This is a genomic window from Corynebacterium silvaticum (assembly GCF_004382825.2).
Classification (GTDB): Bacteria; Actinomycetota; Actinomycetes; order Mycobacteriales; family Mycobacteriaceae; genus Corynebacterium; species Corynebacterium silvaticum.
This window is the reverse complement of sequence record NZ_SDQO02000002.1, coordinates 352,715-371,972: the sequence shown is the minus strand read 5'-3', so window position 1 is coordinate 371,972 and position 19,258 is coordinate 352,715. Positions and strand designations below refer to the sequence as shown.

At 52.9% G+C, this 19,258-nt stretch carries 11 protein-coding genes and 2 pseudogenes; 4 read left to right on the top strand and 9 right to left on the bottom strand.

The features are described from left to right. The first annotated feature begins 86 nt into the window (after positions 1-86). Entirely contained in the window at positions 87-932 is an 846-nt protein-coding gene (locus tag ET810_RS05915; RefSeq protein WP_087453249.1) for a DMT family transporter, read from the top strand. 21 nt (positions 933-953) lie between these two features. Here ET810_RS05915 and ET810_RS05910 read toward each other — a convergent pair whose 3' ends face one another. The 8 genes and pseudogenes from ET810_RS05910 to ET810_RS05875 form a co-directional block, all read right to left on the bottom strand. After that, positions 954-2,045 carry a hypothetical protein gene (locus ET810_RS05910; RefSeq protein WP_134316169.1) on the bottom strand — a complete coding sequence of 364 codons (1,092 nt, stop codon included), beginning with the start codon at positions 2,043-2,045 and terminating at the stop codon, positions 954-956. 252 nt (positions 2,046-2,297) lie between these two features. After that, positions 2,298-5,239 (bottom strand): annotated as a pseudogene (locus ET810_RS05905) (SdrD B-like domain-containing protein). Between the two features lie 549 nt (positions 5,240-5,788). Further along, positions 5,789-7,436 (bottom strand): annotated as a pseudogene (locus ET810_RS05900) (VaFE repeat-containing surface-anchored protein). 588 nt (positions 7,437-8,024) lie between these two features. Next, on the bottom strand, positions 8,025-9,689 hold the full coding sequence (locus ET810_RS05895) for a phospho-sugar mutase (RefSeq protein ID WP_134316136.1): 1,665 nt from the start codon (positions 9,687-9,689) through the stop codon (positions 8,025-8,027). A gap of 21 nt (positions 9,690-9,710) precedes the next feature. Then, entirely contained in the window at positions 9,711-10,376 is a 666-nt protein-coding gene (gene deoC / locus ET810_RS05890; protein WP_087453245.1) for a deoxyribose-phosphate aldolase, read from the bottom strand. A gap of 59 nt (positions 10,377-10,435) precedes the next feature. Next, positions 10,436-11,812 (bottom strand): MFS transporter, encoded by a 1,377-nt coding sequence (locus ET810_RS05885; protein WP_087453244.1) that lies wholly within the window; start codon positions 11,810-11,812, stop codon positions 10,436-10,438. A 12-nt stretch (positions 11,813-11,824) separates the two neighbouring features. Further along, complete coding sequence (deoD, locus tag ET810_RS05880; protein WP_087453243.1) at positions 11,825-12,541, bottom strand: purine-nucleoside phosphorylase; 717 nt, start codon at positions 12,539-12,541, stop codon at positions 11,825-11,827. Between the two features lie 266 nt (positions 12,542-12,807). Beyond that, positions 12,808-13,746, bottom strand: coding sequence for a sugar-binding transcriptional regulator (locus tag ET810_RS05875; RefSeq protein ID WP_087453242.1), 939 nt, complete (start codon positions 13,744-13,746; stop codon positions 12,808-12,810). Between the two features lie 227 nt (positions 13,747-13,973). Here ET810_RS05875 and leuA point away from each other — a divergent pair, with 227 nt between their 5' ends. Continuing rightward, a complete protein-coding gene (gene leuA / locus ET810_RS05870; protein ID WP_087453241.1) occupies positions 13,974-15,791 on the top strand; it encodes a 2-isopropylmalate synthase in 1,818 nt (605 codons plus the stop codon). 88 nt (positions 15,792-15,879) lie between these two features. After that, on the top strand, positions 15,880-16,623 hold the full coding sequence (locus tag ET810_RS05865; protein ID WP_087453240.1) for an NADPH-dependent oxidoreductase: 744 nt from the start codon (positions 15,880-15,882) through the stop codon (positions 16,621-16,623). A gap of 72 nt (positions 16,624-16,695) precedes the next feature. Here ET810_RS05865 and ET810_RS12615 read toward each other — a convergent pair whose 3' ends face one another. Then, positions 16,696-17,118, bottom strand: a complete 423-nt coding sequence (locus ET810_RS12615) for an efflux RND transporter periplasmic adaptor subunit (RefSeq protein ID WP_225870244.1) — start codon at positions 17,116-17,118, stop codon at positions 16,696-16,698. Between the two features lie 1,092 nt (positions 17,119-18,210). Here ET810_RS12615 and ET810_RS05855 point away from each other — a divergent pair. Beyond that, positions 18,211-19,257: a DNA polymerase III subunit epsilon gene (locus ET810_RS05855; RefSeq protein ID WP_087453239.1), complete on the top strand. Its 1,047-nt coding sequence runs from the start codon at positions 18,211-18,213 to the stop codon at positions 19,255-19,257. Position 19,258 lies beyond the last annotated feature (1 nt).

The window sequence follows — 19,258 nt, the reverse complement described above, 5'->3', positions numbered from 1 at the left end:
CCCTGTTAGCAGCACATGCGCAGTGGGGGCACTATCTTCCGCGAGTGCTACGTCGTCTAGCACCAACCCGTATAGGCTAGAAGTCGATGTACAGCACTCTTCTTGCTATGGGGTTCGCCCTGGCCTCGGCGCTCACTATCGCCTGGGGCACAGTGGTGCGCCATCGTATTGCAGAAGAAGCACCCGCCGAGGGCTCCCCTTTCTTGCAAGCTATTCGACGCCCCGCCTGGTGGCTCGGTAGCTTCACCGCCTTGTCGGGCTACGGGCTGCAAATTATCGCCCTGGGTTTTGGCACGTTATTAGTGGTACAGCCAATCCTCGTGTTGTCTCTGATGTTTACGCTTCCGCTTTCCGCGCGTTACGACGGCCGCCGCATGGCAATCGACGAGATAACGTGGGCGGGACTGCTCACGGTGTCCGTCGCGGTGCTCGTCCTTTTGGGGAATCCTTCCGCGGGCGACCCACAACCACCTCTGGGACGCTGGCTTCCCGCACTGGCCATAGGTTTTCTCGTCCTTTTTGTCCTAGAACGCTTTGCACAAAAGCAGATCAGGAACGAAAAAGCCCTGCTCTTAGGCATAGTCACCGGCGGAATTTATGGCTACGTAGCCGTCCTTTCTAAGGCCACCGTAGATGTGCTCACCCACGGGGGATTCTTTGCCCTTGCCACCACATGGCAGGGCTATTCCCTTGCTGCCGGGGCGATCCTGGGCACGGTTGTGCAACAGTATGCCTTTAACGCCGGTGCCCTGAAAAACTCCCTGCCGGCCATGACAGTGACGGAACCCATCGTCGCCTTCGCCCTGGGGTATGCCGTCCTGGGCGAGCAATTCCAAGTGTCGGGGGCTAACTGGTTGTGGATGCTTCTGGCTTTGATCGCCATGATTTTGTCCACGTTTGCGCTATCACGACGCGGTGTGGGCAGCGCATAACGCGCCTAGGGGAAGCGCCCGCTAGATCGCCCATTGGAACACCGCGATCATGTGCGCGGAGAACCATGCACCCAAGAGCAACCAACACATCGCAGCTGCGGGCAACACGTAACGCCCCTTAGCCAACTGGAAAATAACGGGAAGTAAAAGCACCACTGCTGGCAGTAGCAGCCGGGGACGTGAGTGCATGATGCCGTCGGAAAGCACAACGTTAGCCGTAATCGCTGCTCCGAACAGCCAATACGCCAGCGGAAGCCGTCTAAAAGACACGATGACTGCGCCTAGTGCTCCCACGATGGACACAATAGACAGCAGGTAGCCCACATTGTTGCCTTCGCGCAGCTGAGTGCTCACCCAAATCGCAGTAGCGCGACCAAAGTCAAAGGTAGAGTGCCAGCCTTTGGTCTGCATGCCAAAGTAACCGCCAATGTCACGCGTGTAATGCGATGCGTACATCAGGTAACTCACCAGCGGGACCGTAGAGACCGCGACGGCAGCCCATGCTCGCCAATTGCGGGCCGCATAGAGGGCAACTACCACAGCAAAAGCCGCCACGAGATCAATTGCGGTCAGTCGGAAAAAGCCCGCACAAAAAGTAAAAATTCCCGCCAGTACCCAGCGTCTATCCACCATGGCGACCAAAGCCCACACGGCACAGGCCAAAAAGATTGCCTCGGTATAGACCATCGTGAAAGTGGTGCTCATGGGCGCACCCAGCACCAGCATCGCGGCAGCCAGCTTCAACCGCTTGTTGGCCCCCATACGTGCGGCCATCGCCATCACGCCGGCGGTCATCGCGACCCCTGCAATATAAGAGATCAAGAGCGCGCTGGTGAGATAATTCAGCCGAGTCACTGTGTGCACCGCGGCTATCAGCCCTGGATATCCCGGGAAAAACGCAAGCCGCGTCTGATATATATCGGGATCTGGTGTGCCCCCGGCCTCGCTAAAATACCCGTATTGAGCAATGGCTAAGTAAATTCGACCATCCCACTTAGAGACCAACGCCTCAAGGCTGGCGTCGCCACGCATCCACAGCAAAAAAGCGAGCCGAACCAAAGCAGTTGCCACAAAAAGGACAGAGGCAGCCAGCCAATCCTGCCAAACCACCATGCGCTGCGGCCTGATACTAGGAAAATCCAACCACGCGACAAAAGACCGATACCGCTGCCCCAGCGCCCCATCTCCCGAGGTTGTGCGGACTGTGTCCCTGCGCATAAATGTCCGTCTTTCGTCTCGTATGTCTATCTATGGCGGATGCACACCGCATTGTACGCATTTGCTTCTCGACGACACCACAAACAAGGCGCTACCCAACAAAGTGGATAGCGCCTTATTTAATACTGGTCATCTAGTAGCCAAGAACTAATCTTGACGACGCAACCTAACAAGGAATACACCAGCAATAACCAGTAGCAATGCTGCCAATAGCGTGTACAAAACGCTCGCACCAGTAGCAGCCAGCTGCTTCTTCATAGGAGCCTTAGGTGCGGCAGACGCAGGAGTCTGCGGCGCAGTTGTAGCCGGGGCCGAGGTAGCCCCTGGCCCCTGAGGAGCAGTAAGAGCCGGTGCTGCAGGAGTTCCAGGAGCACTACTGCCCTGCGAGGAACCCCACACCAAAGCGCCGATAACAGGGATCAACGCAAGAGGAATCAGATACTTCCAGTTAAAGGATGGGCCTTCTGGATCTTCATCATCCGGGAAGTCAGGTTTGTTTGGATCTTCAGCTTGAATAAAGCCGAAGTCTAGAGAGTTATCCTCTGCGCCTGGCTTGGTCAGATCCGCGACAGTCTCGGCTTCATCTGTGGAGGAATCTGTATCTGTTGTTCCCTCACCGGTTTTGGTTGGCTCATAGCCTTCAGGAACATCTACAACCCGTACCGTGTACTTCTGACCTTCTTCCAATACTGGAAGATCGCTGAAGGTGTACTTGCCGTCTGCACGAGTGGTGACATCCTTTACCGGGGTGCCATTGACGTCTGTCACTGGCTTGCCGTCTGGACCAACGATCTCCAGCGTGACGTCGGCAAGGCCCTCCTCGCCTGCATCCTGGATGCCGTTCTCATTAGCATCCACCCAGACAAAGTCTCCGACAGAGACAGAACCCACGGGCTCATCGACGCCCTTTACTGGGACGCAATCCCAGTTGTTCTTGTCTTTCTCTGCGTCTGCGTCAGCCTCATTCTTGTCGTCTCCAAGGTAGACCTTGTTAACGATTCCCTTGGTTGTGCCACTTTGATCCGAGCATTGCCCAATAGCATCTGCCTCGGCCTTAGTTAGTGCGCCAGTGGCTGTATTACCAGCTGCACGCTTGTAAGTGACCTTTACCAGGTACTCTTGCTTCTCGTTATCTGCGGTGACGTCTTTTTCTGCAGAGACCAGGTAATCGTTGCCGGTTTTCTGAATTGGGTTTCCATCGACGGTGAGAGATTCAACCTCAAAACCAGGGACGCTCAGAGGCTCGTCGAGAACCTGAGGAGCTTTTCCTGCGATACCAGGAGTCTCATTCTTCACCGTGATCTTGTGCTCAACAACGAGCTTTCCGTCCTGGAGTTCACGCTCTGTCGTGCCGACCTGTTTGCCAGCATCAGTTCCATCGAGAATCTTAGATACAGAGAAACGAGCCTTTGCGATCAAGCCAGCATCAATATCCGTGCGATCCTGCTGCAAGTCCACGGCATCCGTCATCGAAATTAAAGCTTCAGGAATAACATCGGAATCGGTGCCATCTTTTTTGGTCAGGAGCTGCACCCTTTGTGGTGAAGTTAAAGAAAGCTGGGATTCCTTCCGGGAGTTTGTCTGCAGTACGTTCGTTGCATCGAACTGCACCTTGTACATCCCCTTGGGGAGCTTCTCAAAGAGGTACTTGCCGGAATCGTCAGTGGTGACCGTATAAGGTTCACTCGTGCCTGGCTTGTTGACGGGTTTACCGTCGGCATAAAGCAAGGAGACTTTTACGCCGCCGACGCCAGGTTCGGTTGCGATATCCCCTTGCTTGCCGTCAGCGTTGCGGTCGAACCACACGTAATCGCCAAGAGAGACCAGGTCCTGGTTGAACACGAACTGCGCCGTAGCCGAAGCCTCCTCTGGAGGGCGGACGAGTCCAACGTAAACGCCGGAGGCTTCGACGTAGGTGTAGTCGCGTTGAAGAGTTGGGTATGGCGAACCATTTGAAGGTCCTCCTACAAATGGTGGGTTCTCTCTGACGTACTTCTCATCAACCTTCATGCCACATGGATTCGTATAAGAATACGTAACCTTGACGGGCACTGTTGGCTCAAGCCATTCAGAAGACGTAAACGGAGGCACATTTTCAGTGATATTTAAATCACCAATTAAGTACCCTAGCCGATCATCTTTTCCACTATAAATAGGTTGTATTTTGCCGATCTGCCGGTCACCAAGGGAAACTTCACCGTTGATCAGGGTCGGCCTATACCTAACCATATTCTGGTATTCATATGGCAATGAACTATAGTCACGGACTTCCTCTGGGTTTGATCCAATCAAAACATTCTGAACCCAATAACCAACGTCCTGCTTGACTAATTTGGTTTCATATGTGGCATCCCAAGTACACGTTCCTTTGCCCTCGTTCGAAACAAAGGTCGCTTTATCTAATTCATCTTTCAATGCAACGTCGGCAAGACGACCAGATGTTACCGTAATCGTACCGGCAGAAGGAGTCCCATCAGATTTTTTCACGCTTGCGGGAATCTCGATCGTGAGCTCTGCAGGCGGCTTCCAGGCTGGAGCTTTAGAATCTGAGGTGGACCACAGTGGATGCGCATCATTATTTACCTTAAACAACCCATCGTTATGGGCATTTGCGGCTTCAGTATTCCCTGGCTACCAAGCCCCATACTCCGCTCCCAGTACAACAGTCCACTCATTCTCCCCTGTTTTAGTGACTACAGCACCGCCGGGGATACCAAACTTCCCGGCTGCCGGGTCCTCAGTGAAAGGAACATTTGGGTCTTGCGTAATCACCATGCGAACCCATCGCTGCGCGGTCACATTGTTCGGGTCCTGCGGGAAGCCGGTCTTTTTACAGTGTATTTATAGGTGACTGCATCTCCTACGGATACAGACTGGTTACCACCGACAACTTCAGGCTTTAGTTTTTCTAAAGTCTCTGGTCCGATCTCATTGCGACCAATGCCATCAGAGTAAGCACTTTTCTCTTCAGCTGAAGCTGTTGGGACAAGGAAACCACCAAATCCCACGCTGATTGTTGCTATAGCCGCAGTAACCGTACGCCTAAGCCGTTTCGGGGAGGGTACTTTAGTACCGCTTAACTTATTCAAGTAAAAGCCCATCCTTGCTTTACTGAACTAAGCGCTGTCTCCGCTTTCTCAAGGTCGAGCAAGCTTGGTTTCCAACACCAGTTCACAATAAAGCAATCTGAACTTGCATTTTTTGGAATTTTATTAAGGAAAAGGCCGCTTAGTATGGTTCTTCATGAGTCAAAGCAGCTCGGCCATGGATGGCGTGTCCCATCCTGAGGCTTGACTATCTTCGATATTCCCAGGCTATCACCCTTATAAAGTACGCGAAAATAAAATTCTATTTATGGCAGAATGGGTATTTTTTTCTTACCATTATTACATGGCATTTTCCCAAACGCCACAAACCATACGCCTAGTGTAAACCGCTTTTCACAACAAATAATTAATAAACCCCAGCTTTAACACTTACTATTTATATAAACAAATACTGTGGAGTTCTCGCCCCGAGTACCCCATAAACCACCCCCTTAATGGTTACCCTCCTCATTATGATTTCTCGCATACACCAAAAAGTGCCCTCCCTGACTCCAGGAAGGGCACTTTAGTGCTAGCTAGTCACAAACAGAATTAGCCTTGACGACGCAACCGCACGAGGAATACACCAGCAATAACAAGCAACAATGCTGCCAATAGGGTGTACAGAACGCTCGCACCTGTAGCAGCCAACTGTTTCTTCGCTGGCGCTGCAGTCGTAGCTACAGCCGCAGGAGCCGGTACCGGCGTAGAGGTAGCGGTAGCAGGTGCGGGAACGCCAGGAGCTGCGTATGCCGGATTGGTCGGAGTTGCAGCGGAGCTACTGCCCTGAGAAGAACCCCATGCCAAAGCACCGATAACAGGAATCAATGCAAGAGGAATCAGATACTTCCAGTTGAAGGAAGAATCCTCTGGAGTCACAGGCGTGAGATCCTCATCGCCAGGAACAACATCTTCATCATCAACAACGACAGTCTGCGCCTCATCATTGATGTCTTCATGGCTAGCGACAACGGTGCTCTTGTCGTCCGCCTTATAAAGCTTCTCAAATGCCACGAGCGTCTTGCCAGCTTGATCGGCATTAACATCAAAAATAACGTCTACTGTGCCTTCAGACTTTGTAGCAGTGAACTCGGCTTCCGCCTTGATTCCAGTAGCTTTACCGGTCTCTTTATCCATAAGTTCGCCTTCAACAAGGTACTTCTGCCCCTCGGTAAGGCCAGTGTAGGTAACCTTGTCCACAACTTTTCCGCCGGTTGCTGAGATCTGTTTGTCATCATCAGACTGATCAGTCGCAGAGGTTTTCAAAGTTGGTTTAACTTCTTCCGACTTCGGTGCTTCCGGCTCCTGCGGAACCTGTGGTTCAGACGTTGGAGCTACAGGCTCTTTCGGCTGCTCGGCCTCAGTCTTGGGAGCTTCAGGTTCTTTAGGCTTCTCAGACTCAGTTTTAGGAGCTTCAGGCTCCTTTGGCGTTGTCTTGGTCGAGTCTACAGGATCAACAGAGTCGCCTGTTTCCGGATTCACGAACTTAATACTCAAAAGATTCTGATACCCAGCAGATTTATTTTCCAGACTGTAAGGGCTGTAGATCGTCAGCGTCACCAGCTTCGGGTCAACTTCTTTAAGATCAACACTAGTCACGTTCTGACCAGTGAGAATCTTGACAGCTTGTTCAATCTTATTAGTACTCACACCAGCACCAAAGAGATATTTAGTGCTATCCGTGCTATCTGTCCAGTACCACACAGCAAGCTGGGTCGCGTATCGGAACTCTTCATCCGTAAGCTCAAGTTTCTGCTTCAGACCTGCCGCATCATGGCTGTGACCATTATAAATAAGCTTTAAGCACACCAGCATCGGCTTCAGTGCCGCGCCATTTAGTAGCAAATCCCTGAAGAGAAGTGCCGTAATTGCTCTTATAGCGGAGGCTAATGCCTTTATTGAATACGTCACCCGTATTGGATGCCAGAGAATCCTTTAAAACTGGATACGGCTTCTCTATATTAAAGCAATAAGCCAGCTCTTCAGCTCCACCGTTTTCCGGCTTGACCACTAGTGGCGGAACGGTCGAATCATACTGATTACGCCCATCGCCGAAAGGCGCTTTCACGGCCGCGGCGCTATCAAGATAACCAAGGTAAGCTGGGCCAGTTTCCTGAGCTTGAACGCTGGTGTTCACGCTGAGTGCAACAGCGATACCAGTGAGCAAGGCAACTACTTTTTTAAAGGGCTTACTTCTCATTTTTCCTATTACCAGGCCACCCAGATCAGCAAACATCACAAAAGAACGCGCCTGCCATTGGGAGACCCAAGAGTCTATGGGGAGGGGAAAATCAAAAAGCCCTGTTCGTGGATTTCTACATAACCTCGTGTGCCAGCTTTTTAACGAATAGCAGCGTAAGCCTCGCATGAAAGATATTTAAAATAGCAAAGCACCCACGACAAATATGATGATATTTTTCTCAGCTTTCTCAAATCCCGTAGCCCGAGATTGCGTACACGTCCCCTAATTTCTCATATAAAAATCACTGCTCGCCCCATAATTACCCCCTTATTTCCACCCCCGACCCCTCATATTAGACGGGCAAAACAAACATCGGTTTAACCTCTAGCCGAAAAATTTCCACCCTTGCAATACTGTGCAAGTATTGCATATATCTTTCCACCTCCCCACCCCCGTCACACTTCATGCATACGTGTGCGTATCACATTCGCTATGTAATAATTCCTGCAAATGACTATTTTTCCACAATAAACCCTACATCTTTTTGCACCCCCGCACATAGCTAAATCCCCGCCAAAAACAGCGGGGACTAGCTAATATTCACAGTTACACGCCCAAAACCCTGTGCAAATCTTCGGCGATCGCCGCGAGCCGATCTTGTGCTCCCCGACGGTCCATGCCATCCTCGCCAGCTGGCCGAACGACCTCTAAATAGCATTTAAGCTTTGGTTCAGTTCCAGAGGGTCGACAAATCACCCGATCGTTATCTTCCGTTAGGAACATCATCCCATCCGTGGCGCCAAAACCTAACGTGCCCTCCGACAGATCAATCACTTCAGTGATTTTCGAGCCGGCAAGCTCCGTCGGCGGCGTGGTACGCAAGGTCTTCATTCCCTCAGCAATGATGGACAGATCCTCCACGCGGAATGTCAGCGGGGCCGTCATATACAGACCGTGTGCCTTGGCTAGGTCGTCGAGAGCGCAATCAAGCGTTCGCCCAGCCGCTTTAAGCTTTGCGACGAGGCTTGCCACGACCACCGACGCAGAAATTCCATCTTTGTCCGCTACCGCCTCCGGATCGCAGCAGTATCCGATGGCTTCCTCGTAACCAAAAGCAAGGTGAGGAGTGCGCGCAATCCACTTAAACCCGGTAAGAGTCTGTGCATGATCCAACCCATGCGCTTTAGCTATCTGAGCCAGGAGCCGGCCTGATACTACCGAGTTGGCATACGATCCCGTAGCTGTAGCACCGAGATATTCGCCCAGGAGAGCGCCTGTCTCATCACCACTCAGTTGGCGCCATCCACCCTCAGCAGTGGCGTCTTTGGTGGCTACAGCGCATCGATCTGCGTCGGGATCGTAGGCAATAATCACGTCGGCATCAATGGCATGCGCATGAGCTTTGGCCAGGTCCAACGCCCCTTTTTCTTCAGGGTTGGGGAAAGATACAGTGGGAAAATCTGCATCAGGTTCTGCTTGTTCTGGAACAAGGGAAACCTCGAATCCCGCTTTCTCCAAAATTTCTTTCCCCAGGGCAGCACCCACGCCATGCATAGCGGTCAGTGCGATTCGCACATTGGCGCGTGCTTCCTCGCTAATGTCTGCGCCGGCAAGTCCTACGGTCCGCTCGACGTAGTGCTCGCGGGTGTCAACCTCAAGAATATTGTCACGATTGCGCGCAATCTGATCAGCGAATGGGGCCGCTGCTATAGCCTCAGCGATTTCTGCGTCGGCGGGTGCGATAAGCTGCACGCCTTCAGCGTCGCCAGTGGCAATCCTGCCGCCCAGATACACTTTGTACCCATTATCGGCTGGCGGGTTGTGGGAGGCCGTAACCATTATTCCAGCGTCCGCACCCAACGCTTTAACCGTATATGCAGTCAAAGGAGTCGGGTTTTGCTGAGGCAGAACCAAGGCCTCGCCACCAGCTGCGGAGACAACCTCCGCCGCAGCAGTATAAAACTCTGAAGACCCGTGCCGAGCATCGCAACCAATCACTACGCGGGGCACTGAGTCGTGGCCCAGGTTCTCCAACAGCCACGCCATGAGGCCAGCCGTGGTGCGCAGAATCGTTGCTTCATTGAGTTGCGATTCACCCGGTCCCACTTGCGCACGCAAGCCTGCGGTACCAAAGTGAAGAGGAGCAGCAAAAGCACGCGCGAGCGAGGAATCGTCGTGCGCGGCAATCCATGCCTCAATCTGCTCACGGCTTTCCTGATTCGGATCGTGCTCTGCCCAAACACGCGCGCGTTCGATCAATGCGTTTGTCATTTCCGCTGCCCTACCTTTCCGCTACTCGTCGAATCCAGCTAGAACAGCTGCGGAAACAGACAAGCCCAATCGGGTTGCACCTGCGGCAATCATGGCCTTTGCGGTTTCTGTGTCACGGATACCACCCGATGCTTTGATGCCAAGACGCCCGCCGACAGTACGATTCATTATCTCCACAGCATGCACGCTGGCGCCACCTGCAGGATGGAAACCGGTGGAAGTCTTGACAAAGTCCGCGCCGACTTTCTCCGAGACTTCGCAGGCACGCACGATCTGGTCGTCGTCAAGCGCTGCGGTCTCAAGGATTACTTTGAGCACGTTTGGCGCAGGTACTGCCGCGCGCACCGCCGCGATTTCCGCTTGGAGATCCTCAAAGCGTCCCTCTCGAACCAAGGCCAGGTTGATCACCATATCTACTTCTTCAGCGCCGTCGTGAACCGCACGGGATGCCTCATTAGCTTTAATCTCAGGCTTGACGGCACCCGAGGGGAATCCCACCACGGTAGCGATATGGACACCCTCAGGAACCTCTACCGGAAGTAGCGAAGGCGAAATGCAGATAGAGTATGTGCCGAGTTGTGCAGCCTCTTTAACCAGTTCTTTCACATCCGCTTCAGTAGCCTCCGGCTTGAGCAGAGTGTGATCGATCATTGCGGCGACCTGAGAGCGGGTGAGTTGAGACGACATGGAAAATCTCCTTAGTGTTTGAAGAAAAGTAAAAATAATGCTGAAGGCTGACGCGCCTTCTACGCCACATACACGCCACGTGCACGTTCAGTACTAGACATGCGCCGGTCTGCAAGGACGTAAATAGTTGCACCAATCAAAGCGATCGCAGCGAGCACCCACAGGATCGTCGAGTAGCCAAAATGTAGATCCATGAGCTTTGCGGTATAGGCAATACCCAGCGGAATCGTGATGTTGATGGTCAGGTTATAAAAACCGATAGCGATACCCGACTTTGCAGCTGTGATATTTATCAATGCGGTATTCACCAATGGCGCGTACATCAGGGCGAAGCCAGAGGCGAAAAGAACGATCGCGCATATCAATACCGCGATGTGCAGGTTCAGGCCGAGCGCCGCGATCACCAGTGACAGGAAGATCATGGACAAAGCCGTGTAAATAGTCTGACGAGAGCTCAGGACTTTGCCGATTGCGCCGGAGAAAATGCCCACCAAAATTGCACAGACATAGCCCGGGACCATGAGCAGTGCAGCTTTATCCTGCGAAAGCCCGTGAACGTCGGACGCGGCGAAGGGGAGCAAGAAGATAAACCCTAGCTGCGTGGAATAGATCACGAACACCAGGACAATCGCCCACACATACCGACCATTGGTAAAGAACTCCGGCGAGACGAGCGCTTTCTTGTTCTTCTTTACATGAACCACAAAACCGACAATTCCGAGCACCGTGGGGATCAGCCACAACGGATTGAATTTTTGCATGTAAATGGTCAAAGAAGCAGCGAACACGGACACCAAGAAGAGCCCGAGAGCGTCGAACGTTCCCTCTACGGCTTCATCCTCCGGAACCATCTTCTGGATGAAAGGAGCCACAAGAATCAAGATCAGCGGAACCAAGAACATAGCGGTCCATGAAACGTATGTGGAGATAAAACCTGAGGTCAAAGCCCCAATTAGCAGTCCACCCTGGAAAGCTGCAGTGGAAAAGCCCAGGTAGGTCTTCTGATCATCTTCAGAAAGATGCTTGGTCACATAGATCACGTACAGCGTTTCCGCAGCAGCAAGACCGGCGGTTTGAACAATGCGACCAAACAGCACCATCGGCCACGAACCGGAAAATACAAAGCCCATGATCGAGCCGACTGCAATCAGCCCAATTCCTACGAGCATCAATTTGCGGATGGAGATGGTGTCGGCAAGCGCGGCATACACCACAGCGCCGATACCGATGATCACACCGGCAAGAGAGGCTTGGAGGCTCGCGGTATTCGGATCAATACCCAAACCGGCTGCCATTGGGCCAGTCATTGTTTTAAATCCATTGTCCACAATTAAGCAAAAGACAAAGGAAAACAGGAGTACAGGAACTGCCGCTTTAGGATTAACTATGCCCGTATGGCTTGTGCCGTTACGCGCATCGACGTTTGTATGAGACATGATGGCCTCCCACTAGATTCCCGCGAGCGGAAGAGCGATTTCCATCATCGAGGTGAATGCCTTTTCACGTTCCTCAGATGTGGTGCTTTCCCCCTTGGGGATATTGTCCGACACGGTAAACAGGCCCAACGCATGAGCACCCGCGTACGCAGCAATGGAGTACAGTGCTGCCGACTCCATCTCCACGCCCATGACACCCATCCGAGCCCAGCGGGCGCTTGCGGTCTCATCAGCGTTATAGAAGATATCCGAGGACAAGATATTGCCCACGTGCACTTCCTGACCAGCCTTGTCAGCCTCATCGACCACGGCTTTCAGCAGTTTCCAGGACGCGGTAGGCGCGTATGTACCTGGCAAGTTGTATTGCTCTAGGAAGTTGGAGTCCGTGGAAGCAGACGATGCCACGATGATGTCATACAGGTTGATGTCTTCTTGCAAAGAACCAATTGAGCCCACCCGGATAACGTTGCGCGCACCAAAGATGTTGATGAGCTCCCACGAGTAGATACCGATGGAGGGCATTCCCATTCCCGATCCCATCACAGAAACTGGAGTTCCTTTATACGTTCCGGTGTATCCAAGCATGTTGCGAACCTCGTTGAATTGAACAACGTCGTCGAGGTACGTCTCCGCAATGAATTTCGCGCGGCGTGGATCACCTGGAAGCAGAACCGTATCTGCGATATCAACACCGCGTGGATTGATATGGGGCGTGGACTTTTCAGCCATTTCAGCTACTCCTCACGATATAAGCGTTAAGAGACCGTGCCCCTACTCATGCTTCCGAGGCATCGGCGCAACAGCACGTGGTGTGCTACATCCACAGGATAAGTCCACCGCGGAACATATGTCAATGCCCTATTTTACTTTCGTTCCACCTTTTTCTAGGACTTCCCCTTTTCTCTCCGAGCCCCCTCCCACCATCTGGAAAAACCAAAAGCCGAGGGCCCAATGCCCCTCGGCTCTAGCTGATCCCAGAATTATTCCCGCACACGTCACTCCCCCAGCACGGCTTGTGCAGCCCCAAAATCCGTAACCAGATGCGTGGTGGTCCCCATCTCAAGGGCAACGCGAATCGCCTTTGCTTTATCCACCCCACCGGCGATAAGCACACGCGTTGGCCGCGTGCTGAGATCTTCAATGGAAATCCCCACGGTTCGGGCGTCAATCGCGGGATCGGCAACCTCGCCCGTAGCCGTATAGAACCGCGAACAAATATCGCCCACGGCATGCGTGAGCAACCGATCAATCTCCCCTTCCGAGAGATACCCCAGGTTAAGCAGCAAACTTTCCCGCTGGACAGACCCAACAGTAAACACCACAACATCGGCATGTGCGCCAGCGCTTAGCATGCAGGAAATATGACGATCGCGCACAACGAGGTCTTTAGCTTCACGACTATCCAGAATCACGGGCAAAGGCAGGAGCTTCATCTCCGCGTTAAAAGCGCGCGCAAAACGAGTCAAGGTGCTCAAGTCATTTGTGCTGCGCTCACTCAATGAGTGCCCACCCTTGAGCTGTACCACGCTCACGTCATGACGCGGGAGTGAGCGCAAGTGCTCCGACACATTGTTAAGGGTGTTGCCCCAAGAGATGCCTACCGACATCCCATCACATACCAAGTCCTCCAATAAAGAGGCACCCGCATTACCCAACTCCCGCAGCAGCTCTTCCTTGTCGGGGCTGACTGGGCGCACCACGCGGACGTCGTCAAGCTTAAAGTGCTCTTTGAGGCGTTGCGCAATCTCATCGCCCTGTTCACGGGGGTCACTGAGGGTGATGGTGACAAAACCTTTTTCCCGCGCATAGCTAAGCAATTTAGACACCGTAGGGCGCGAAATACCCAAACGTTGTGCTACCTCTGCCTGCCCATGCCCCGAAGCGTAATACAACTTCGCCGCGTCTATGGCTTGTGCATCTCGTGCGTCAATCATGATGCCCCTTACTTCACCCCCGAAAGGCTACTTTCACTGGAAACACTTCACATCATATGTATGCTATGCCACATGCCAGGCATGAACCTACTTCTTCTATGCCGCGGCGGGTCACAGGCCTAGAAAACACGGCCGGCACCCCGTCGCGGATATTTGGTGTAGCCGGTCGTGGGACAGTACCCAGAATACTGTCCTCCTCTCAATGATTGCATTCAAGGACACTCATCATGGCTTCCTCCGACGCCTTTATCTCCGCACCGGCCGACATTCGTACCCCTTCCGGCAACTTTGCCGCCGGCCAAGCCACCTGGAACAAGCAACGCTCATCCGACCTGCCTGTCCACCGCTACCGACCCTTTGCTGCAGAAGTGGAAAAGATCGATCTGCCGGATCGTACGTGGCCCAGCGTCACCATTGAGTCCGCGCCGCAGTGGTGCGCCGTGGATCTGCGCGATGGCAACCAAGCGCTTATCGACCCCATGAGCCCGGAACGCAAGCGCCGCATGTTTAACCTGCTGGTCACCATGGGTTACAAAGAGATCGAGGTGGGATTCCCCTCTGCCTCGCAGACCGACTTTGATTTTGTCCGTGAGATCATCGAGAAAAACATGATCCCCGAGGACGTGACCATCCAAGTTCTGGTGCAAGCGCGAGAACATCTCATTCGCCGCACCTTTGAGGCCTGCGAGGGCGCAAAAAACGTTATCGTTCACTTCTACAATTCCACGTCTATTCTGCAGCGCGATGTTGTGTTTAGAAGGGATAAAGAGGCGATAAAAAAGCTGGCCACAGACGCGGCAGAACTGATTAAAACTATTGCCGCCGATTACCCAGACACCAACTGGCGATGGGAATACTCACCCGAGTCCTTCACCGGCACCGAACTCGCTTACACAAAAGAAGTGATCGATGCAGTAGTCGAGGTCATGAACCCCAGCCCCGCGCATCCCATCATCATCAACCTGCCTTCCACCGTGGAAATGGCCACTCCCAATGTGTACGCCGACTCCATCGAGTGGATGCATCGCAATCTGAACCGTCGCGATTCCATCATTCTCTCACTGCACCCGCATAACGACCGTGGCACCGGTGTTGCCGCCGCCGAACTCGGATACATGGCAGGTGCCGACCGCATCGAGGGCTGCCTCTTTGGCAATGGCGAACGCACCGGAAATGTCTGCCTGGTCACCCTGGGGCTGAACATGCTCACACAGGGAGTAGACCCACAAATCGACTTCTCCGATATTGAGCAGATCCGCCGAACCGTAGAATACTGCAACCAGCTGCGCGTCCCCGAGCGCCACCCATACGGCGGCGACCTGGTGTTTACGGCTTTCTCTGGCTCCCACCAAGATGCCGTCAACAAAGGCCTGGACGCTATGGCGTCGCGAGTTCGCCCCGGAGCGACCCACACCGATGTCTCATGGGAAGACCTCCGCGAGGAAACCTGGGAAGTTCCCTACCTGCCCATCGACCCCAAGGACGTGGGCCGCAACTACGAGGCAGTCATCCGCGTCAACTCGCAGTCCGGCAAGGGCGGCGTAGCCTACATCATGAAGACCGACCACGGCATCGCACTCCCGCGCCCCATGCAGGTGGAGTTCTCCTCTGTAGTCCAGCGCGTCACCGATGCCGAGGGCGGCGAAGTAGAGTCCAAGAACATGTGGGACATCTTTGCCCATGAATACCTGGATCGCACCGCACCAATCGAACAGATCGCTATGCGTGTCGACGCCGCCCAGAATGAAACAGACGAGGCCCATATTGCCGTCACTCTGGAATTCCAAGGCAAAGAAACCACCATCGAAGGCCACGGCAACGGCCCCATCGCTGCCTATGCCAATGCACTCGAATCCCTGGGCATCGACGTGGAAGTGCAGGAATACGAGCAGCATGCCCGCACCGCAGGCGACGACGCAGAATCCGCCGCCTACATTCTGGCCGACGTTAACGGACAGCGCTACTGGGGCGTAGGTATCGCAGGATCAATTACGTACGCTTCCCTCAAGGCCATTACCTCGGCGGTCAATCGCGCCCTGAGCTAGTCCTCCCCTACTTTTGCCCCACCAAAGCACAGTTTTGGTGGGGTTTCCTGCGACCGCACTACATGCGCCCCCGCTACAGTTGAGACTCATGAACGAAACAATCCGCACCCAGCTCAATCACCGCACGATTCGCGAGTTCACATCCGAGCCCGTCGCAGAAGACGTACTCGACCAGATCTTCCAAGTGGCATTACACACCCCAACCTCCCTTGGAATGCAGACCGCGAGCATTATCCGCGTCACCGATCCCAAACTCCGCGAGCAGCTGACCGCAATCGGCACGCAAGAATACGTAGGCAGAGCCCCCATCTACCTTCTTTTTATCGTCGATCTGTACCGCACCAAACGCATCCTTGCTCATAACGACGCCCCGACCGAGCCCGCCGGGTACCCGCGCAATTTTGTCCAAGGCTTTACCGACGCCTGCCTCATGGCCCAAAACGTATGCATCGCGGCGGAATCACTCGGCCTGGGTGTTAATTTCCTCGGCAACGTTCACAACGACGCTGCCGCCGTAATTGACGTGCTCGCACTTCCGGAACTCACGTTCCCTGTCGTTGGCATGACACTGGGCTGGCCAAACCAATCGCCCCAGCTCAAACCACGCATGCCCAAGAGCCTCCGAATCATGGAAAATGGCTATCACGAGCCGGAAGACTGGACAGAGTCCATGTCCTCTTATGACTCCACCATGACCACCTATTACGACCTCCGCAATGCTAACCAGCGAGTGGACAGCTTCACCATCCAAACCCTCCAAAAAAATCCACCGATCAAAGACAACCGCGACCTCACCTTTGAGATTGCTCGCACCCAAGGCTTTGATCTTTAGAACACAAAAGGCGCTGCCCATATTCGGGCAGCGCCTTAAGCCCCCAGGCCTATACGCCCGGTTTTCTTATATTTAACGGTGGTGGAAGAAGCGATCAATGATTGGCTTGAGGAAGCCACCAATTCCGATGATCGCTGCGATAGCCGAAATCACACCAAACACTGTGGCCAATATAGAAGCAGTGTTGAGCTTGCCTTCGGTCTCGCCAAGCTTGTCCAAGTTCTTCTTGTTCAAATCTTCCAGACGCTTATTGTCGTTCTTCAAACCCAAGATATCGCTCTGAGCTTCGGCGTACTTTTTCTCAAGCTCTTCGATCTTTGATTGCGCATTGTCAAGCTGCTCTTTCAATGCATGGTTCTTCTCTGCAAGTTCTTTGTTTTCTTCTAGAGACTTCTTCAAGGCGTCCAATGCTTTTTGAACATTTCCTCGCAACGTTTCATTATCTGCATTTAACGTCTCACTGTCTTTTTCCAAATCCTGGACTTGATCTATCAAACGCTTGATTGTAGCATTCTGCTCTTCGAGCAGTTCATGTTGCTTATCAATAATGTCCAGACCCTCTAGAAGCTGCTCACGGATTTTTCGATTTTCTGCTTCGGCATCTTCAATGCGCTTATTAGAGGCATTGAGATCGTTTTGCAGCTTGTCCAGATTTTCTTTTAAAACATGAATTTTTGCTGCTGTCCCTGATTCTGCGAAATCAGTTGATCAATAAGATCAATTCCGTCATCGATCAAACCTTCCAAAAACTTATTGTAAACTTGCTCAGTTTCAAACAAGCGAGAGATTTCAGAGAATCGCTCGGATTGTTGCTGCAACTTTTGTTCTTGCTAGGCGATTATCTTATCGCTTTTGAAGATCAGACCAGCCAATTCCTTTATCGATGCATCTTTACATTGAGTCAACCTGACGTTAGGATCACCGGTCCCATTACCTGTACAAGACCCAATAACATGTGGGCTTCCATCTCGGTTGTGTGTAATCACGAGGCTGTCAAGCCGAGTTTCCTGCGCACCAGCCACCGGCGCAGTCAAAATCGATCCTGCAATCGCACAACTCACCACTGCTGAGACAAGCTTCTTCATAGTTTCAGATCCTCCAAGATCCTTGACACGCCGGATCCCCATGATGGGTAACACCCTGGGGGCAACTTTCCTTAAAGTTACATAATAACAATGTCAAGTTAATACATGTTTTATATTTATTTTAAATTAAGTTTCACATTAAGGAAAACCTCTCCCACCCCCCAAGAAAAAGCCCCAACGCCCCAAATGTGGGATATGTCCACCTAAACTTCCCGCACCTCCACAACCATTCCCACGTTTAAAGAACGCACAATGCCCCATAAACCCACAAATTCACCAAAAATGACCACCCTTACATCCACACAGAGCATTGCAATCCCTGTACACATATAAATTTCTTAGCTAATCACACACAAAACCGTCCGAGATGCCATTAACTAAGATTGTTATAACAATGTGATTAATTTGGATGTGGGAGTTTTCACCCCTGCCAGGTTTATCGTGTGACCCCCGCAAGCCCTCGCCACGCTTACCCGTCAAATACGCCAACTACACTGTTCCTATGACCAACAAGCAAGTAGGCGACCCCAACGCAGACCGAGCAGCTGAGATTGAGCATGCTCCTTACGTAGCGTTATCGATACAAACAAGCGGTATCCACCCGTCTACTTCTCGTCTCATTACTGTCGATGCCGTCACGTTCACCGAAGACGGGGAGGAAGTCGACCATTTTCACGCCGTCGTCAACCCTGGCGATAACCCCGGCCCCTTCCATCTCCACGGGCTCAGCAGGGAAGAAATCGCGCAAGGCAAAAAATTTAGCCATATATTAAAACCGCTGGGCAAGCTTATCGACGGCCGCACCCTCATCCTCCACAACACGCCTTATACCTGGGGTTTCCTCGTATCCGAGTCTCGTCGAGCCATGAGTACCGCTGCTCGGGCAAACCGTGCCCGGCACAGGAACCGCAATCACCGTCGACAACGAGTAGGGCATATTCCGCGCCCACGTCTGATCGTCGATACGCTAGCAACGGCGCGTCGACAAGGCGTTGCTTTTGAAGACATCCGTATCCGCGCCGTCGCTCATGCGCTAGGCCTCGACTCCCCGTCCCCGGTTGCCTCGCTCGAACGTGCCGCGCGCCCGGAATCGCAGGTATCCCGCGAGGAAACTCTGCTCATCGCACGCATGCACTTTGTAGAAAAAGCGTGCGGAGTCATCTCCTCTTATACTCCCGAGCAGCTGCGGGCAGACAAGTTTGGGCTGCAGCGCTCAGACATCCGAGTGGACGCCATGGAGGTCCCACGCGAGTACGAGAATCCAGGCGTGTACTCCCCCGACAGCGGCTTTGTGCAAGGCATGGAGGTGGTGATCGCCCCAGAGATCACGGAAGATCCAGATGTGATCATCGAGGCGACCCTGCGCACCGGATTAGCGTATAACGAAAAACTCACGCGTAAGTCCAGCGTTGTGGTGTGCAATAAAAAAGAAGACCTCGTTGGAAAAGCCATGCATGGGCACCGAAAAGAGATTCCATTGATAACAGATGAGGAATTCCTCCGGGCTGTCGTAGACGTCAAACCGGGGAAGGCGCGCGAAGACGACTAAA

What these genes read in the sequence shown, in the direction of transcription:
- deoD (WP_087453243.1), bottom strand. Translation starts at nt 12,541, where the DNA reads ATGGCTGAAAAGTCCACGCCCCATATCAATCCACGCGGTGTTGATATC.
- ET810_RS05915 (WP_087453249.1), top strand. Translation starts at nt 87, where the DNA reads ATGTACAGCACTCTTCTTGCTATGGGGTTCGCCCTGGCCTCGGCGCTC.
- leuA (WP_087453241.1), top strand. Translation starts at nt 13,974, where the DNA reads ATGGCTTCCTCCGACGCCTTTATCTCCGCACCGGCCGACATTCGTACC.
- ET810_RS05895 (WP_134316136.1), bottom strand. Translation starts at nt 9,689, where the DNA reads ATGACAAACGCATTGATCGAACGCGCGCGTGTTTGGGCAGAGCACGAT.
- ET810_RS05910 (WP_134316169.1), bottom strand. Translation starts at nt 2,045, where the DNA reads ATGGTGGTTTGGCAGGATTGGCTGGCTGCCTCTGTCCTTTTTGTGGCA.
- deoC (WP_087453245.1), bottom strand. Translation starts at nt 10,376, where the DNA reads ATGTCGTCTCAACTCACCCGCTCTCAGGTCGCCGCAATGATCGATCAC.
- ET810_RS05865 (WP_087453240.1), top strand. Translation starts at nt 15,880, where the DNA reads ATGAACGAAACAATCCGCACCCAGCTCAATCACCGCACGATTCGCGAG.
- ET810_RS05855 (WP_087453239.1), top strand. Translation starts at nt 18,211, where the DNA reads ATGACCAACAAGCAAGTAGGCGACCCCAACGCAGACCGAGCAGCTGAG.
- ET810_RS05885 (WP_087453244.1), bottom strand. Translation starts at nt 11,812, where the DNA reads ATGTCTCATACAAACGTCGATGCGCGTAACGGCACAAGCCATACGGGC.
- ET810_RS05875 (WP_087453242.1), bottom strand. Translation starts at nt 13,746, where the DNA reads ATGATTGACGCACGAGATGCACAAGCCATAGACGCGGCGAAGTTGTAT.